Below are 18,414 nucleotides of genomic sequence, written 5' to 3'. Positions count from 1 at the left end.
CGCGGTAGACCGTCAGGCACGCATGCGCACCCGTATTTCTCGCGGCATCAATCTTCAAGGCCTGATTCTCTGGCTCAGCGTGGTGGCGATCACCTTCGCGCTGTTGAACAGCTTCTACGCCAGCTACCGCGTACAGCGCGACATCCTTACCAACAACACCCTGGAAAGCAACCGGGCGTACGCGGTGAAGACGGCCGCAATGGCCGACATCACCATGCAGGATGCGGTGCGCGCACTGGCCTTCGGTGCCATGGCGCTGTCCGAGGGTGGTGTCACTACGCTCAACATCCGCAACGAAGTCGAGCGGCTGCAACTGCAGTCCTACATCTTCAATTCCACCGGGTTCATTACCGATGACAAGGTGATCCTGTACACCTCGCCGATTTCGCTCGGCCTGGCCGGACAACGCATCGATACGCCCGTCACCCAGAACGTCGTCAACGCCCGCCACCCCACGATTTCACAGCCCTTCATCAGCGTGACCGGGCGCTGGATCGTCAGCCTGAGCCAGCCGGTGTTCTCGCGCCATGGGGAATTCATGGGCGCGCTGGTGGGCAGCATCTACCTGCACGAAACCAACGCACTGCACACCATGCTGGCCGAGCACCCGCACCGCGACGGCTCGTATCTGTTCGTGGTCGATCCAAGCGGTCGCCTGCTGTTTCACCCAGACCCCAAACGCGTGGGTGACCTGGTTATCGACAACCCGGCGGTACGCGCAGCCCTGGCCCGCACCACCGGCAACATGGAACTCACCAACACGCGTGGCGTGCCGATGCTGGCCGGTTTTGCGCCCATGTATTCCACCAACTGGGGCGTGATTGCACAACGCCCCCTGGAAGTCACCTTGAACCGGCAGGACGAGCTGCTGTGGTCAACGGTGCGTCAGACACTGCCCATGTTGCTGGTGCTGCTGGTGCTGATCTGGTGGCTGTCGCGCCTGATTTCGCGTCCGCTGTCGCAGATGGCCAAGGTGGCGCAACGCATGGACACCCAGCAGGCAAGCGAAGGCATTTCCATGATTCGCGCCTGGTACGTGGAAGCCCTGCAGCTCAAGCGCGCCCTGCTGGAAGGCCTGGCGTCGATTGACGTGATGATCAGTCACTTACGTGAAGAAAACGCCACCGACCCGCTGACCGGCCTGCTGAACCGACGCGGCGTGGATGCAGTCCGCGCGCAGCTCGACGTCGCCGGCATTCCTTTCGGCGTGGTGATGACGGACATCGACTTCTTCAAGAAGGTCAACGACGTTCACGGGCACGACGCAGGCGACAAGATCCTGCAGCAACTGTCTGCCCTGATGCGCCACAGTTCACGCGCAGGCGATGTCCTGGGCCGCATGGGCGGGGAAGAATTCGTGATGCTGTTGCCCAACGTGTCGCTTGAACAGACCGAAGCCGTGGCAGAACGCCTGCGTTCGATGATGGAACATGCAGTCACGCAGATAGACCACGGTGTAACGCTGTCGGCAGGGGTGGCGCATTCGCCCACGCATACGCGTGACAGCACCCTGGTGCTGAAACTGGCAGACGAGGCACTGTACGAAGCCAAACACGCCGGTCGCAATTGCGTACGCACCGCTGCCCTGCGCGGATAAAGCAAAAAGCAGCCCGCGTTCACAGCGGCAATGCGGTCTCGAACTTGGTTCGTTGCACGCTGAAGAAAGCGCGTACATTGCGCACGTTGGCCGCCGCGTTGAACAAGCGGTGTACCAACGCATGGTAGGCAGGCATGTCGGCCACCTGCACCACCAGCACGAAGTCCGGCCCCGGCGAGACGCGATAGCACTGCATCACCGCAGCTTCGCCAGCCACCCGGGCTTCGAATGCATCCAGCCGTTCTGCCGACTGGATATCCAGGCTGAGTTCGACAATCGCCGTCAGGCTTGGCCCCAGGGCGGTAGGTGACAGCAAGGTAACCTGCCGCTCGATCACACCGATCTCGCGCAGGCGCTTCACCCGGCGCAGGCAGGTTGGCGCAGACGCGTGCACACGCTCGGCCAAGTCCTGATTATTGATGGACGCGTCTACCTGCAAGATGGCGAGGATGCGTCGATCAAGTTCATCAATCATAAAAAACTCCTGTGATAGATGAATGTATATTTCATGTAGATTGTGTTGAGACAGAATATTCCAAAACAATCTTAAACAAGAAATCTAATTTCACCCCAACGCGCTCAGAATGCGGTCTTCTCAACCACATTCGTGAGCCCAGCCATGTGCGGAATTGTTGGCGCCGTTGCGCAACGGGACATCACCCCCATCCTCGTTGAAGGCCTGAAACGCCTGGAATATCGGGGTTATGACTCTTGCGGCGTGGCGGTCTACGCCGCTGGCGTGCCCGAAGGCAGCCTGCAGCGTGCGCGCAGCACCTCGCGTGTCGCCGAACTGGAAGCCCAGGTTGCCGCCGAGCACCTGGCGGGCTACACCGGCATCGCACACACCCGCTGGGCCACCCACGGCGCGCCCATCACCGACAACGCCCACCCGCACGTGTCGCAAGACCGTCACGGCCGCGACCGGATTGCGCTGGTGCACAACGGCATCATCGAAAACCACGAAGAACTGCGCGCCGAACTGCAGGGCCTGGGCTACGTGTTCGTCAGCCAGACCGACACCGAAGTCATCGCCCACCTGGTCAACCACCTGTATCACGACGACTTGTTCGACGCCGTGCAGCAGGCCGTGAAACGTCTGACCGGTGCCTACGCCATCGCCACCTTCTGTCGTGACGAACCGCAGCGCGTGATCGGCGCACGCCAAGGCTCGCCGCTGGTCATCGGTGTCGGCCAAGGCGAGAACTTCCTGGCCTCTGACGCACTGGCGCTGGCCGGCACCACCGACCAGATCATGTACCTGGAAGACGGCGACGTGGTCGACCTGCAACTGCAAGGCGTGTGGATCGTCGACGACCAAGGCCAGCCCGTGCAGCGCGACATCCGCACCGTGCAGGCCCACACCGGCGCCGCCGAACTCGGCCCCTATCGCCACTACATGCAAAAGGAAATCTTCGAGCAGCCGCGCGCGCTCGCAGACACCTTGCAGGACATCGAAGCCATCACGCCCGAACTGTTCGGCGACAAGGCATACAGCGTCTTCAAGGAAATCGACAACGTCCTGATCCTGGCCTGCGGCACCAGCTACTACGCCGGCCTGACCGCGCGCTACTGGATCGAATCGATCGCCAGCGTGCCCGTCAACGTCGAAATCGCCAGCGAATACCGCTACCGCACCAGCGTGCCCAACCCGCGCACCCTGGTCGTGACGATTTCGCAATCCGGCGAAACCGCCGACACCTTGTCTGCGCTGAAACACGCCCGCCGCCTGGGCATGACCCACAGCCTGACCATCTGCAACGTCGCCACCAGCGCGATGGTGCGCGAATGCGAACTGGCGTTCATCACGCGTGCAGGCGTAGAGATCGGTGTGGCGTCCACCAAGGCCTTCACCACCCAGCTGTCTGCGCTGTACCTGCTGGCGCTGTCGCTGGCGCAAGTGAAGGGCAAACTCAGCGAAGAACAGGAAGCCAACAGCATCAAGGCCCTGCGCCACCTGCCGGTGGCCCTGCAAGCCGTGCTGGCGCTGGAACCGCAGATCATCGCCTGGGCCGAAGAATTCGCCGCCAAGGAAAACGCCCTGTTCCTGGGCCGTGGCCTGCACTACCCGATAGCCCTGGAAGGCGCGCTGAAGCTGAAGGAAATCAGCTACATCCACGCCGAAGCCTACCCGGCTGGCGAACTGAAACACGGCCCGCTGGCACTGGTCACGGGCAAGATGCCGGTGGTCACCGTTGCACCCAAAGACGAGCTGCTGGAAAAGCTGAAATCCAACATGCAGGAAGTACGCGCACGCGGCGGCGAACTGTATGTGTTTGCCGACGGCAACAGCCAGATCGGCAGCGAAGACGGCGTGCATGTGATCCGCCTGCCGGAACACTACGGCCAGTTGTCACCGATTCTGCATGTGGTGCCGCTGCAGTTGCTGGCGTATCACACGGCGTGTGTGCGGGGGACGGATGTGGATAAGCCAAGGAATCTGGCGAAGAGTGTGACGGTGGAGTGACGGGGACTGGGATGCGGCAGCACGCTTGGCGGCGATGACCGCTGAACCTGTGCTGCGCTTTTTTCAGGATGCTCCGATTCGCGACGCAATGCGTCGCGAATCGTTTGATCTGAACCCGTCTTTCAACGCTTGAGCAAGGCTTCGCCAGGCTCTTGTGCAGTCAGCACCGCCTCCACCGCCGCCCAGGCGATCGGCTTCGCCAGGTGCGCATCAAAACCCGCTTCCAACGCCAGGCGTTTGTCCTCGTCACGCCCCCATCCCGTCACGGCGATCAGGCGTACCGGGGCCAGAGACGCATCGGCGCGGATGCGCTCGGCAACCTCGTAGCCATTCATTCCCGGCATGCCGATATCGCAGAAGACCAGCGATGGACGACGCTTGGCGACTGCCGCCAAGGCGTCCGCGCCGGTGTAGACCGTCGTCACGACATGGCCGGAGAGTTCCAGCATGGTGGTGAAGGAATCGGCAGCATCGATGTTGTCATCGACCACCAGAATCTCTTGCGACGCAAGGTTCTCTGCTTCTGTTGCCGCGCCCGGTGCGGCTCGCTCAGACTCGGGTTCTGCTGCCATCGGCAGGCGAACCGTGAACGTCGCTCCCTTGCCCAGGCCATCGCTCTCGGCGCGCAGCGTGCCGCCATGCATGTGAATCAGTTGGCGTGATATCGACAGACCGATACCCAGACCGCCTTGCGCGCGTGCCAGGCTGCTGCCGCTGACTTGCGCAAACAAGTCGAACACATGCGGCAGCATGTCTGACGAAATACCCACGCCGGTATCGCGAACACGGATCAACACATCGTTGCCATCGCGTTCACCGAACAAATCGATCTGGCCCCCGTCAGGCGTGTACTTGACGGCATTGTTGATGAGGTTGCCGACAACCTGCACCAGCCGCGTGGCGTCGGCATCCAGGAACAGCGCTTCGTGCGAGAAGTGGGACATCAGCACATGGCGGCTGGCTTCGATCAGGTGCAGGCTTGCTTCCAGCGCATTGTCGAACACCGCACGAAGGGGAATCCGTTCGCGCCGCAACACCACCTTGCCGCTGGTGAAACGAGACACATCCAGCAAGTCGTCAATCAGCCGGGTCATGTGCGTCAGCTGCCGGTCCATCACGCCCAGCACCTTGTTGGTCTTTTGCGTGTCGTGCGGGGCCATGCGCAAAATTTGCAGGCCATTGCGCACGGGCGCAAGCGGGTTGCGCAGTTCATGCGCTAGCACCGCCAGAAACTCGTCTTTCCGGCGATCCGATGCCCGCAACGCAGCCTCGGCGCGCGAGCGCGCGGCGGCAATCGCGGTGCGTTGCGCGGTTTCTTCGATCAAGGCAACTTCGTGCGACGTCCACTTGCGCGAGGTGGGTTGCACCACGCTCAGGCAGGCTGCAATCCGCCCATCCTGCAAGATCGGCACCGTCACGCTTGCACCTACCCCTGCCGCCGCGATCAACATGCGTTCAGAGACGTCAAGCTGCGCTTCTGTGGTGACATCGGTCATGACCAGCGTCCGCCTGCTCCGCAGGCTGATCGTCACGCAAGGGCAGTAGTCATCAAAACGATAATCACGCGCAACGGGCACCAGTCCCTCACGCAGATGCTGGGCCACGACCACGATGGCGTTGTCTTCCTCCCTGGCCTCGGCGTACAGCACGCGACCGGAGCCCAGATGCTCGCCCAGCAAGCGCGCGGCCCCTTCATAAAGCGTGGCGGTATCGCCTTCCCGGTGCAGCACATCGCCCAGCCGGGTCAGAAAGCGCTGCGTTTCCATCTCGCGTCGCGTTTCCACGGCGCTGACGCGCTCGGACACATCACGCGCAAAGATCGCCACGCCCCCATCATCGGTCGAATACGCATCGACCTCGACATAGACATCGCTGCCCTCGCTGACGTAATGCTGCAGCAAGTGCTCTTCACGTCCAGATGCCACCACGCGCCGGAAAGCCGCATCGACGGCCGGATCGAACGATGCCGGAAACGCATCCTCGCAGGTCAGCCCGAGCACCTCGTGCCGCATCGTCCCGGTCATCCGCTCTGCAGCGGGGTTCATCTCCACCAGACGAAAGGCACCATCCAGCTGGAAATGCGCGTCCGTCATCCGCCCCAGCACACGCGCAGCGCCCTGCTCTGCGCGTTCCAGCGCCGCACGGCCCAGCACAGCTTCCGTGACATCCGTCACTTGGTGGATCAGGTACTTCACGTTGCCGTTGGCGTCCTTCACCGGCACATTGGTCGGGCTCCAATACCGTTCTTCCCAGGAACCGTTTGCACGTTGCAAGTCGTAGCGCTGAAGCGGCATGCAATGCTGCTCGCCGGTGCGCAATACCGTTTCCAAGGACGCTCGCAGATTCTGCACCCCGGACGGGGACGGATTGGCGGGATTCGCATCGGCAAAGACGTCAAACAACGGCCGCCCCAAGGTTCCTTCGCGCGTGCTCATCGTGGCAGCCAGCCGCTCGTCGCTGGCGAGCAGCATCGTGAATCGCGGCGCATCCGGTGCCAACAACAAGTTCATGCCCGGAATGGCGGCAAACACCGCGCCCAGGTCTGCATGGGCAGACAGGCCTTCACACACGCTTGCCGATCGATCATCTTGCACGTTCATCTCCGCCCTGGGACCAGGCTGCGTCCGGCCAGCACAACGGGCCACAAAAGACTGCCAGGTTCCGCACTTTCCATATTGGAAAAGTACGCCAGCGTGAAGATAACCCGGCGACCCGCAGAAGGTGTTTCAAAGGCAGTCAGACGCAGGTTTCAGACGGTATTACGATAAGCCGCGTTGCAGTCTTGCCATCGTTTTGCGCGTCGGTTCGGACTGGGCAGCCAGCATCGATCGCGTGAGCGGAAAATTCACTATCGACTCGGATGCGAAGATGCAGCGTGCTGGAACGTCAGGCCGTCGAACGTTGATCGCATCGCTGAGGAGTTGCGGCCTGGGCTTGGGGGTTAGTCTGGCGCTGAAGCTACGTCACATGCGCGGCTTCTTTCTGGTCTTTCCAATTCGTGACGCACTGCGTCGCGAATTAAGCGGACACACTACTGCGCCCTGCTGACGCCCCGGCCTTCCCCGGTGCCAACGACGCCAACAAAGCCTCCCGACACACCGCCAGAATCTCATCAGCCAATGGCGAATCGTCCGGGCAGGCACGCGACATGACCAGGGCACCCACTGCGTGCGCCATCATGTCCAGACACTTCGCCCGAGCAAGATCCGGGTCATCACCCTGCGCGCCCACCCCTTTGCTGAGCGCGGCCAGCATACGTTCGATGCCTGCTTCGAACGTCGCTCGAACCTCATCCGGCTGGCGCGCGGCGTCTCCGCTCAACGCGGCCAGGGAGCAACCGGCGGCGCGACCATCACGGTGCGCGCGCGACAGGTATTGCTGCACGAAATCGGCAGGCTTCACGCCATCCACCAGGTCGACCGTGCCCGCCATGCCACACGCGGTCGATTCCGCGATCAGGTCGGCTTTGGAACGGAAGTTCTTGTAGAAGCCGCCGTGCGTGAACCCGGCGGCCGCCATCAGGTCGGCCACGCCGACACCGTCGTAACCACGATCCCGGAACAAGGTCGATGCGGTTTGCACCACGTGCGCGCGGTTGGCTTGCGCCTGTGCCTTGGTGACTTTCATGGTTGACCGTGTGGAAGTATGAGCGTGGGACTGGATAAGCCTCCAACTATACATTGATGCTATTCATCATCAAAAATTTGACTTGTTTGATTATGATCGTCATCATAAATAAAACAACGCTACCGGACATTTCACGGCATGACTGACAAGTCGCATTTAGAGCCCTACCAACTTGGCCCCATTCCACAGGCCAACCGCATCGTCATGGCACCGCTTACACGCAATCGCGCGGGTGCGGGGCATGACTGCTTGAAGCCTCGCCGCCTCTGACACGACCTGAACCCCACATTCAAAAGCAGACATCCATGACCACACTTTCCACCGTTCTGATCACCGGCGCATCCACTGGCATCGGTGCCACCTATGCAGACCGTTTTGCCCGCCGAGGCCACGACCTGGTACTGGTTGCCCGCGACCAGGCGCGCCTGGACACCCTGGCCGCACGCCTGCGCGAGCAATACGGTGTCGCCGTCGACGTGCTGCGCGCCGACCTGACCAATGACGCAGACCTGTCGACGCTTGAAGCACGTCTGCGCGATGACGCCCGCATCGGCATCCTGATCAACAACGCCGGCATGGCACAGTCGGGCGGCTTCGCGCAGCAAAGCGCCGAGGCCATCGAGCGCCTGATCAAGCTCAACACCACGGCCCCCACTCGGCTTGCCGCGGCGGTTGCGACGCGCTTTGCCGAGTCGGGCAGCGGTGCCATCGTCAATATTGGTTCGGTGGTGGCTTTCGCGCCGGAATTCGGCATGACGATCTACGGTGCCACCAAGGCATTTGTGCTGTTCCTGTCGCAAGGCCTGCACCAGGAACTGTCACCCAAGGGCGTCTACGTGCAAGCCGTGCTGCCCGCTTCCACGCGCACTGAAATCTGGGAGCGTGCGGGCATCGACATCAACCAGATCACCGACATCATGGACGTGAACGAACTGGTTGATGCCGCCTTGGTCGGCTTCGACCGCCGCGAGCTGGTCACCATCCCGCCCCTGCACGTTGCCGAGCGATGGGACGCCCTGGATGGCGCGCGTCAAGGCTTGATGTCGGACATCCGCCAGACCAATGCAGCTGAACGCTATCGCGCCACCAACAAAGAATGAAGGTACCGTGCTGACAGACATCGCGGCCAACCTGGCACGATGCTTGTCAGCCTTCTGCCCGCATCACGCGATCTGCATCCGTACACGCAAGCAGTCGTGTGTCGCCCACTTCAAGCCACACCGGCTCGATAGCACGATCGATGCGCGGCAACAGCCGGTCCGCCAGCATTTTGCAATCGCGCTGCACATAACTGCCTTCGCCCGTCAGTTGCCCGACAGCACGCGACAACCACGAGTCCTGAACCAGCACCATCAACACGTGATGTCGATGAACGCTGTCGCGCAGCAGCCAGACGCTGGTTGCGGCGCGCAGCAGCGGGTCCAGCGTCTGTGCCAGTTTGCGCAGCTCTGCCTCGCGCAAACCATGCGGTTCGAAGCGCGGACTGGCATCCTCGTGTCGGGTTTGCAGGTCCAGCCGATCAGCCTCTTCACGATAGCGTTGTGCCTGATCCGAGTCGTTGCGTCGCAAGGCTGCCGCTGTCAGTTGCCGCAGGCAATACCGTTGATGGGAACCGGGCTCGGCTGCTGCCTTGCGCCATAACTCCTCGGCGTTTTGCAGTTGTGGAGAATCGGTCGAGTTGGCTTGTGGACGCTGATCTGCCGCAAGCACCTCGCCATCAAGCCTGTCGACCTCAGGCACAGCATCCATAGCCACCACATCCGCAGGCAGTCGCGGCAGCAAGACCGCCAGATTGCACATCGACATCACATGGTCGGGGTGATCGCGCAGGTTCAGTGTCAGCATGTCTACCGCACCACGCACATCACCCGTCACCGCATCGGTATGCCACGCCAACGTCGCGCGTTCGTCGGCATTCAGGCCACGTATGCGCTGCTTGCGCAACAGATCGTGATAGCTCGCCAGTGCTTCGCGTTGCTCATTTTGCGCAATGCGCCAGCGCTGCGCCGTGGCATCGTTTTGCGATTCGTCCATGGCACGGGCCAGCGGCAGGTGCTGGCCTTGCAGCCACTGACTGGCCGCGCTTGGGCACGCGCGTTGCCAAGGCAAGGGGGCTTGTGCGCTGCTTTGGTATGCATCCAGCTTGCCCAGCGACTTCAGACGATCGGACAAGGACGGATGGGTGTCGTCGCTGGTCGTGGGATCACACAAGGCTTCGTGCAACCAGAACCGCGCCTCGAACTCATCTTGAGGCACCCGCCACGCGCGCCCTTCTGCCAGATCGGTGAAAGGCAGCGGCTGCGATGTTGCCTCGGCGTAGTGGTCGTGCCAGTGCTTGCGCAATGCACGTCCTTGCACAGCCAAGCCCAGCAAGGCTTCTGCGGCAGCGTCTGCGCCGCAGACCCTGGCCGCTTCCGCATCGGCCTGATACTCACACGACCGAGCAAAGCCCATGCTGGCGTCCAGGAAGCGCGGCACGTACCAGTTCATGAACAGGCGCAGCGGCCCGGTGGACACCCCTTTGCGAAGGGCCAACTGTCGCGCAGCTTCCTGCCATTGCAGCCGCGCGAAATACACCCGGCTGGCGTAGCGCCCGTGCTTGCCCGCGATGTGGGCACACTCGTGCGCCAGGATGGCGCGGCACGCGTCGGCCGACAGCACCTCCAACAGCGGCAGCCCCAGCCACAACACATTGCGCGTACCGCCCAGCAGGCGTCGATGCTGCCGAATGCTGGCGTTGAAATCCTCCGTCAGATAGACCGCATGCAGCACCGGACTATCCAGGCGAGCACGCACCTGCTCGATCTCATGAAACAGCGCGGGTGCATCTGCCGCCGTCAACGGAATGCCGTTTTCCGCGCCCGGCAGACGCGGCGCGAAGGGCAAGCGCAGCATCGGCCAGCCAATGAAGGGCAGTGTCAGCGCCAGGACTGCAGCAGCCACACCCAGCACACCGGGCAAGGCCGCGTACAGCCAGATGGGGGCCGTGCATAGCGCCAGTCCGGTGCCGACCAGCGCAGCGTCACCCAGCAGCAAGCGGATGGAAAGCCGCCACCCTGACGCGTCTTTGCTCGACATGCTTACTGCTCGGTCGGTTTGGGCGGCAAGTCTTCTGCAGACACGCTGCCGCGACTCATGAAGGCACCGAAGACCGTGCCAACGGTTTTCACCAGACTGTGCGAGTTCATGACCTCTGCCTGGACGTCGTTGATCTTTTCGTCATCGGGCTCGATTCGAACGGCGTGCTGCACCCATTCAATCGCGGCAAAGCGGCTTTTCTTCACGCCTCGGCCATACGCATAGGCCAAGCCAATCTCGGCACTTGCCTTGGCGGCACGCCAGTCGTGGTCTTCATCCACCAAGGGACGCAGGTATTCGCGAACGCCTTGCTGCTGCTCTTGCTCGGTGCCATGGTCGCGCAGCAGCACACCAATGCGCAGCCGCGACAAGGCTTCCGTGCGCGGCTCTTTGCGTGCGCCCTGCAACAAGCCCACTACGTGGTCCAGATTCTGGCGCTGCGAGAAGTCCGTCGCATCCTCGAAAATCTTGCGATAGGCCATGTTGTACATGGCCAGCGGCGAGCCTTCATCGACCGCACGTTGCAACCACAGATCGCGCGCCGTGTCGTCCAGATAACTGTCCGGCGTGTTGTCGCGGAAGCCCCGGTGAATGTCGTACAGGTTGCTGGCGATCTCGGGCACCCGGCGCTCTGCCAGTTGCTGAAGCAGGAAGTATCCCTGCTCGTGATCGCCACCATCCCACAGCATCGCGGCAGCCGCCAGCGCAGTGAAATCGTCGTAAGTCGGTTTGCTGGCCAGCACTGCTGCGCGATCCAGCAATTGCTGCGCGCGCGCCGAGTCTTGCTCGACGCCCCACCGACCGAACTGGTGCGCTACCGCCAGCAATGCCATCGGTGTGGCCATGCTGTTCCACTGGGACATCAATTCCAGCACGCGCTTGAATGCGCCGTCGTGGTCCGGCATGTGGTGAATGATGCTGACGTGCGCAAAACTGCGGAATGGCCCGTCCACATCGAAGAAGTACATATCGGGCGGAAACGCTGCAACGCTTTGCGCATGCAGGTCGCGAGCGCGCGCATGATCCGCCATGGAATAGCTGACGAAATGCGCATATCGACCCAAGGCCTCGCCACGTTCGTCCGGCCGCAAATCACGCGCCAGGAACGATTCGAATATGCGGCGATATTCTTCGACCGCCGGGGTGTCGTCCGAGTCGGGGAAACTCTGCAGTTCATCGTAGATGCCAATCCAGCGGATCGCATTGCGCTGAGGCTCTGACAGCGCTGCGCACAGCGGGCCACCTGCCAGGCCATCGATATCTTCCAGGCTGCCGCCCCAACGGGGTTGCAGGTAATTCGCGTAATTCATCAAGGCACCGACGTGGTCCGGGCGCAGATCCAGCGCGCGCATCAACCAGTAATCCTTGGCCTGATCCGTTTCATGCTCGGCACGCGGGGCCAGGCTGCTCGGCAAGACCTGCGGCACCTCGTCCAGCTGCAAACGCGGCACACCCACCGCTGCCAGATGCGCCAGTGCCGCATCCATCAGACCCGGTTCTTCGATATCGTCGTGCGTGATGGTTTCAGGCGGCAGGCCCGCGAACAATTGGCGCAGCCAATAGGGTTCCTGAAAATGCGCCGTCATCTGCATCATCTCGATGCATGCCGCAATCGGGCGCGGCGACCGTTCCATTGCCTGCACAAACAAGGCTGCCGATCGTTCGCATGCCAATGCCGCGCCCAGCCAGCGATCCTGCGTCACGCTGTCGGCCCAACCGCTACCGCGAATGTCGCCGGCACGACCAAAGCAGAAGCCCGCCATAATCAGGCGCGCGTGATAGGAATCAGGGCGTGCGGCGATCCAGCTCTGAAGAAACTCGGACGCGTCCTGCCAGGATGTCAGCGAATAATCAAACAGCGTGCCGGCCCGGACTGCTTCAAGATAAGGAAAACCGGGTTCTTCCTTGTTTTCCCAATCCTGCTGTTCCAGCGTGGCGTAATAATCATCAAGCTGAATATAAGAACGAGATTGAACCAACGCGCGAACGGTAGCGCGAATAGAAGAAATAGCTTTCAAAAAGGTCACCTGGCATAGCGAGCAACGCCCGCCTTAGAGATTAAGGGTCTGTGAAAACAGGGGCCAAACAAAGGAAAAGCTGCGACAAACCGAGAATCAAAACTGCGAATCGAAGACCGGGCGTCAACACAAGGCTCAACGCCATCAACTTGTGCCAATCACACAGCCAAACGCCCAGCCCCGGTCAATCAACAAACGCTGATCATAACCGCCCGACATATTAACAATTCATTAACCCATTCAAACAAACTAGACAACCACCTTCAGACCAACCACGCCGAATGCACACGCAAAAAAAAATCGCCCTATTGGGCGATACCAACAGGGCGATATATTCAAGCTTGAAGTGTACGAAACCAGTAGCGCTGGATAGTCGGCTTACCGTTTCAGAATGTGTAGAAGGCCAGATCGTTCAATATGCAGCGTAGAGTCCTGTTACCAAGCAAACCGCTTTTTGCTCATTCCGTTCATTGCGCGCGTGCCTGTCGCACCGCCCTTTCCCACCGAGCCATCGCTTCCTCTGCCTGCGCGCGTCCCATGGTCGGCATGAAGCGCCGTTCCACGCGCCACAGCTTCGACAGCGCCTCGACGTTCTCGAACACGCCGCACGACAGCCCCGCCAGATAGGCCGCACCCAGTGCCGTGGTTTCAACGACCTCGGGTCGAAGGACTGGAATGCCCAGCAAATCCGCCTGGAACTGCATCAGCAAGTCGTTTACACACGCCCCGCCATCCACGCGCAATTCACTCACCGGTGCACCACCTGCCGCCACCGCATCGCGGCTCATGGCTTGCAGCAGCGCCGTGCTTTGGTAGGCGATGCTTTCCAGCGCAGCGCGTGCAATGTGGGCCACGGACGTGCCGCGCGTCAGCCCCGTGATGATGCCGCGCGCATCGGCGTCCCAGTACGGTGCGCCCAAGCCCGTGAACGCGGGCACCATCATCACGCCGCCGGCATCGGGCACGCTTTCGGCCAATGACTGCACTTGTGCGCTGCCCGGGATGGCTTTCAAGCCGTCGCGCAGCCACTGCACCACCGCACCGCCCACGAACACGCTGCCTTCCATGGCGTAGCGCGGCTGCGCATCGACCTGCGCGGCGCTGGTCACCAGCAGGCCGTTGTTGGACGGCCGGAATGCATCACCCGTGTGCATCAGCAGGAAGCAGCCCGTGCCGTAGGTATTCTTGGCCATGCCGGCGTCAAAGCATGCCTGGCCGAACAAGGCGCTTTGCTGGTCACCCGCCACACCGCCAATGGGCAACACGCTGCCCAGCAGGTCGGCATCGGTATCCGCAAAATGCGAGCTGGATGGCTGCACGGTTGGCATCAACGACGCCGGGATGTCGAGCAGCGCCAGCAACTCGGCATCCCATTGATTGGTGTGCACGTTGAACAGCATGGTGCGCGATGCGTTGCTGACGTCAGTCACATGCACACGCCCGCCCGTCAGTTGCCACATCAGCCAGCTGTCCACGGTGCCGAAAGCCAGTTCACCGCGCTCGGCCTGCGCACGCGCACCCGGCACGTTGTCCAGCAACCAGCGCAGCTTGGTACCCGAGAAATAGGCGTCAACGATCAGGCCGGTACGTTCGCAAATGAGTTTGCCCGCGCCTTCTTCGCGCAAGCGCGCGCACAGCGGTTCGGCGCGACGGTCCTGCCAGACGATGGCGTTGTGCACGGGCTGGCCGGTCTTGCGATTCCACAGCACGGTGGTTTCGCGCTGATTGGTGATGCCGATCGCGCGAATGTCTTTCGCCGTCAGCCCGGCCTTGCTCAAGACCTCGCGGGCGGTGGCCAGTTGGCCAGACCAGATCTCGTTCGGATCGTGTTCGACCCAGCCAGGCTGCGGATAAATCTGCGGCACTTCACGCTGAGCAACGGCAACGATGCGGCCCTGCGCATCGAAGACGATGCTGCGCGAGCTGGAGGTGCCCTGATCGAGAGCAAGCAGATAGGTCATGGCTGGCGAATCCTTCGGTTTTTTTCGTTTCTGCGTAGAGTCGGACAGCAAGGGCCGCGCAACATTGCGCGCGACCCGCATTACGCGCTTGCGATCTCGCAACGCACCTGCGCGCGGTCAAGCAGATCGGGGAACGGCGGCGGTGGTGGCGCGTCGGTGAACAGGCGGTGAATGTCGGAAAGCGAACCCAGACGAATCATCGCGGGCCGGTTGAACTTGCTGGCATCGGCGGCCAGCCACACCTCACGCGCCTGGGCAATGATGGTCTGCGCCACTTTCACTTCGCGCAGGTCGTAGTCGCGCAGCGTGCCGTCGGATTCGATGCTGGACACGCCGATCAGCGCAATGTCCACCTTGAACTGGCGGATGAAATCGATGGCCGATTCGCCCACCACCGCACGGTCACGCGAACGCACCGATCCACCCGCCACGATCACCTCACAGGCGGTATTGCCGCTGAGGATGCTCGCCACGTTCAGGTTGTTGGTGATCACACGCAGACCGGTATGGCGCATCAACTGCTGGGCGATGGCCTCGGTCGTGGTGCCGATATTCAGGATCAAGGAACAGTCGTTCGGCACCCGTTCGGCCACGGCGCGCGCAATGCGCGCTTTCGCATCGGCGTGCAAAGACGCGCGTTGCAGATAGGCAATGTTCTCTGTGGTGGAAATCGGGATGCGCACGCCGCCGTGAAAGCGCGTCAGCAGTCCTTCGTCGGCCAGCCGCTGCACGTCACGCCGCACGGTTTGCAGCGTCACGCCCAGCATGTCTGCAAGGTGCTCGACCGTCATCGAACCGCGCGTGCGGACAGCTTCGAGCAGGTTGATCTGGCGGGGATTTGAATTCACGTGAGGCGGGTACTCAAAGGACGGGCAATGATAAAACGAAAAAAAACGAATTACATCGAGGGTAAACCACGACGAAAATCGCGCATTAAGGAGCAATAATGAACGGATACGAAAATAACGAACCCACCCACATGACTGCCCTTTCCCCCTCGTCCGCCAATGCCACTGACTACGATGTGCTCATCATCGGCGGGGGGATCAACGGTTGCGGCATCGCGCGCGATCTGGCCGGTCGCGGCTGGCGCGTCATGCTCTGCGAGAAGGACGATCTGGCCTCGCACACCTCGTCATCGTCGACCAAGCTGATCCACGGCGGGCTGCGTTACCTGGAATATTACGAGTTCTCGCTGGTGCGCAAGGCGCTGCAAGAACGCGAGGTGCTGCTGAAAAGCGCGCCGCACATCATGTGGCCGCTGCGTTTTGTCATGCCGCACGACCCCAATACACGCCCGGCCTGGCTGATCCGCATTGGCCTGTTCCTGTATGACCACTTGGCCAAGCGCGAAGTTCTGCCGGGTTCGCGTGGCATCGATCTGCGCACGCACACCGCAGGCAAACCGCTCAAGCCGCTATTCAAGCACGGCTTCGTGTATTCCGATGGCTGGGTCGATGACGCACGTCTGGTGCTGCTGACGGCGGTGGACGCAAAAAATCGCGGTGCCGACATCCTGACCCGCACCCGCTGCACCAGTGCGCAGCGCGATGCCGACGGATGGACCGCCACACTTGAAGGCCCCGACGGCATCCGCACCGTGCGCGCACGCGCCGTCGTCAACGCTGCTGGCCCCTGGGCTGAATCCTTCCTGCGCGGCGTCGCCCATTCGGCGCGCGGTGAGCAGATGGCCACCAAAAGCCTGCGTCTGGTCAAGGGCAGCCACCTGGTCGTCAAACGCCTGTTCGAACACGACCACGCCTACATCTTCCAAAGCCCTGACAAGCGGATCATCTTTGCGATCCCGTATCAGGACAAGTTCACGCTCATCGGCACCACCGATGTCGAGCTGAAAGGCACCGATCCTGGCGCGGCGCGGATCAGCGACAGCGAAATCAGCTACCTCTGCGAACAGGTCAGCCGCTATTTCGAGAAACCCGTGACGCCGGCCGACGTGGTCTGGACCTATTCGGGAGTACGTCCCTTGCTCGACGACGCATCGGGCGATCCGTCAGCCGTCACGCGCGACTACCTGCTGGAATCCAACACCACGGGTGCACCGCTGCTGTCGGTATGGGGCGGCAAGATCACCACCTTCCGCAAGCTCGCTGAAGATGCCGCCAACGAAGTCGGCACCATGCTCGGCCAGGGACCATCACAGCGTCCGGCCTGGACGGAAGACGCGTTTCTTGCCGGCGGCGATCTGTCGCCCTGGATCGGCAAAGGCGCACGCGGCGCACGGCCAAACGATGAGTTCGAACGTTTTGTGGCTGCCGTACAGGCCCGCTACACCTGGCTCAACCCGCAGCTTGCCCGCCGCCTGGCCCGCGCTTATGGCGCACGCGTGGCCGACCTGCTTGGCAATGCCGCGTCGATGGCCGACCTGGGTGCCGAGATCGCCCCTGGCCTGCACGAACAGGAACTGCGCTTCATGCAGACCAACGAATGGGTGCAGACAGGTGAAGACGCCCTGTGGCGCCGTTCGAAGCTGGGCCTGCACTACACGCCAGCACAGCGTTCGGCAGTCGGCCTCTGGCTGGACAACCACAAGAATATCTAAGCAAGACCAAGAATAGAAAAACCCGAGGAAGATCGATGCAATTGACTCTCGAGCGCGTCACCAAACAGGTGGGCGCCCAAACATGGCTGTACGAGCAGAGCATTGCGCCCCGCAGTGGCGCGGTGACTGTGCTGCTCGGTGCCACACAGGCTGGCAAGACCAGCCTGATGCGACTGATGGCCGGCCTGGATGCGCCAACAACCGGCAAGGTGCTGGTCGACGGCCGCGACGTAACCGGCATGCCCGTGCGCGAGCGCAACGTTGCCATGGTCTACCAGCAGTTCATCAACTACCCGTCACTGACGGTGTACGACAACATCGCATCGCCGCTGAAACTCAGCGGGGAGAAGAACATCGACGCCCGGGTTCGTGGCCTGGCCGACAAGCTGCACATCGGCATGTTCCTGGAACGCCTGCCGGCCGAGTTGTCCGGTGGTCAGCAACAACGTGTGGCGCTGGCACGTGCATTGGCCAAGAACGCCCCGCTGATGCTGCTGGACGAACCGCTGGTGAATCTGGACTACAAGCTGCGCGAAGGCCTGCGCGAAGAACTGACCCAGTTGTTCGCCACCGGTGACTCCACCGTCATCTACGCCACCACCGAGCCCGGTGAAGCACTGCTGCTGGGCGGCTACACGGCCGTGATGGATGCAGGCGAACTGCTGCAGTACGGCCCCACGTCCGAAGTCTTCCACGAGCCGAAATCCCTGCGTGTCGCCCGCGCATTCAGCGACCCACCAATGAACCTGCTGACCGCGACTGCCATTGAAGGCGGCGTGCAGTTGGCAGGCGGCCCCGCGCTGGCCTTGTCACTGCCCGCAGGACTTAACGGCGCACTGACGGTCGGCCTGCGTTCAGGCGCGTTGCACGTGCAGCAAGCCCCTGGCGATCTGGCCATCTCTGGCCAGGTGGAACTGGCTGAAATCTCGGGGTCGGACACCTTTGTGCACGTCCACACCGCCGTAGGCGAACTGGTCGCGCAGCTGACCGGCGTGCACCGCGTCGAGCTGGGTGCACCGCTGACGCTTTACTTCAACGCATCGCAAGCCTATGTCTTCGATGCTGCCGGGCAACTGGCGGTCGCGCCGCGCTGGCGCAAGGGTCACTGA

The 18,414-nt window shown here is 62.0% G+C and carries 12 protein-coding genes; 5 read left to right on the top strand and 7 right to left on the bottom strand.

The window, feature by feature from the left end; translation table 11 throughout:
• Positions 1–22: 22 nt before the first annotated feature.
• Positions 23–1,597, top strand: coding sequence for a GGDEF domain-containing protein (locus FXN63_RS02290; RefSeq protein ID WP_148812458.1), 1,575 nt, complete (start codon positions 23–25; stop codon positions 1,595–1,597).
• Positions 1,598–1,616: 19 nt separating this feature from the next.
• Here FXN63_RS02290 and FXN63_RS02285 read toward each other — a convergent pair whose 3' ends face one another.
• Positions 1,617–2,072 carry an Lrp/AsnC family transcriptional regulator gene (locus FXN63_RS02285; RefSeq protein ID WP_148812456.1) on the bottom strand — a complete coding sequence of 152 codons (456 nt, stop codon included), beginning with the start codon at positions 2,070–2,072 and terminating at the stop codon, positions 1,617–1,619.
• Positions 2,073–2,216: 144 nt separating this feature from the next.
• Between FXN63_RS02285 and glmS the strand changes: the two genes are divergently transcribed.
• Entirely contained in the window at positions 2,217–4,061 is a 1,845-nt protein-coding gene (gene glmS / locus FXN63_RS02280) for a glutamine--fructose-6-phosphate transaminase (isomerizing) (RefSeq protein ID WP_148812454.1), read from the top strand.
• 122 nt (positions 4,062–4,183) lie between these two features.
• Here glmS and FXN63_RS02275 read toward each other — a convergent pair whose 3' ends face one another.
• The gene (locus tag FXN63_RS02275; RefSeq protein ID WP_187395073.1) at positions 4,184–6,655 is read right to left on the bottom strand and encodes a hybrid sensor histidine kinase/response regulator; all 2,472 of its coding nucleotides are present in this window, start codon (positions 6,653–6,655) and stop codon (positions 4,184–4,186) included.
• Between the two features lie 424 nt (positions 6,656–7,079).
• A complete protein-coding gene (locus tag FXN63_RS02265) occupies positions 7,080–7,688 on the bottom strand; it encodes a TetR/AcrR family transcriptional regulator (RefSeq protein WP_148812448.1) in 609 nt (202 codons plus the stop codon).
• Between the two features lie 305 nt (positions 7,689–7,993).
• Between FXN63_RS02265 and FXN63_RS02260 the strand changes: the two genes are divergently transcribed.
• Complete coding sequence (locus FXN63_RS02260; RefSeq protein WP_148812446.1) at positions 7,994–8,788, top strand: SDR family NAD(P)-dependent oxidoreductase; 795 nt, start codon at positions 7,994–7,996, stop codon at positions 8,786–8,788.
• Positions 8,789–8,834: 46 nt separating this feature from the next.
• Here the strand turns inward: FXN63_RS02260 and FXN63_RS02255 are convergent, their stop codons facing one another.
• The 4 genes from FXN63_RS02255 to FXN63_RS02240 form a co-directional block, all read right to left on the bottom strand.
• A complete protein-coding gene (locus tag FXN63_RS02255) occupies positions 8,835–10,766 on the bottom strand; it encodes a M48 family metallopeptidase (protein ID WP_148812443.1) in 1,932 nt (643 codons plus the stop codon).
• A gap of 2 nt (positions 10,767–10,768) precedes the next feature.
• Positions 10,769–12,784: a DUF4034 domain-containing protein gene (locus FXN63_RS02250; protein ID WP_148812441.1), complete on the bottom strand. Its 2,016-nt coding sequence runs from the start codon at positions 12,782–12,784 to the stop codon at positions 10,769–10,771.
• 467 nt (positions 12,785–13,251) lie between these two features.
• Positions 13,252–14,745, bottom strand: coding sequence for a glycerol kinase GlpK (glpK, locus tag FXN63_RS02245; RefSeq protein WP_148812440.1), 1,494 nt, complete (start codon positions 14,743–14,745; stop codon positions 13,252–13,254).
• An 80-nt stretch (positions 14,746–14,825) separates the two neighbouring features.
• Positions 14,826–15,593, bottom strand: a complete 768-nt coding sequence (locus FXN63_RS02240; RefSeq protein WP_148812438.1) for a DeoR/GlpR family DNA-binding transcription regulator — start codon at positions 15,591–15,593, stop codon at positions 14,826–14,828.
• Positions 15,594–15,724: 131 nt separating this feature from the next.
• On the opposite strand from FXN63_RS02240, the gene glpD reads away from it, so the two are divergent.
• Positions 15,725–17,305 carry a glycerol-3-phosphate dehydrogenase gene (gene glpD / locus FXN63_RS02235; RefSeq protein ID WP_187395072.1) on the top strand — a complete coding sequence of 527 codons (1,581 nt, stop codon included), beginning with the start codon at positions 15,725–15,727 and terminating at the stop codon, positions 17,303–17,305.
• A 35-nt stretch (positions 17,306–17,340) separates the two neighbouring features.
• The gene (locus tag FXN63_RS02230) at positions 17,341–18,414 is read left to right on the top strand and encodes an ABC transporter ATP-binding protein (protein ID WP_148812433.1); all 1,074 of its coding nucleotides are present in this window, start codon (positions 17,341–17,343) and stop codon (positions 18,412–18,414) included.

This window comes from Pigmentiphaga aceris (assembly GCF_008119665.1).
Classification (GTDB): Bacteria; Pseudomonadota; Gammaproteobacteria; order Burkholderiales; family Burkholderiaceae_B; genus Pigmentiphaga; species Pigmentiphaga aceris.
This window is presented reverse-complemented; position numbering and strand designations above follow the sequence as displayed.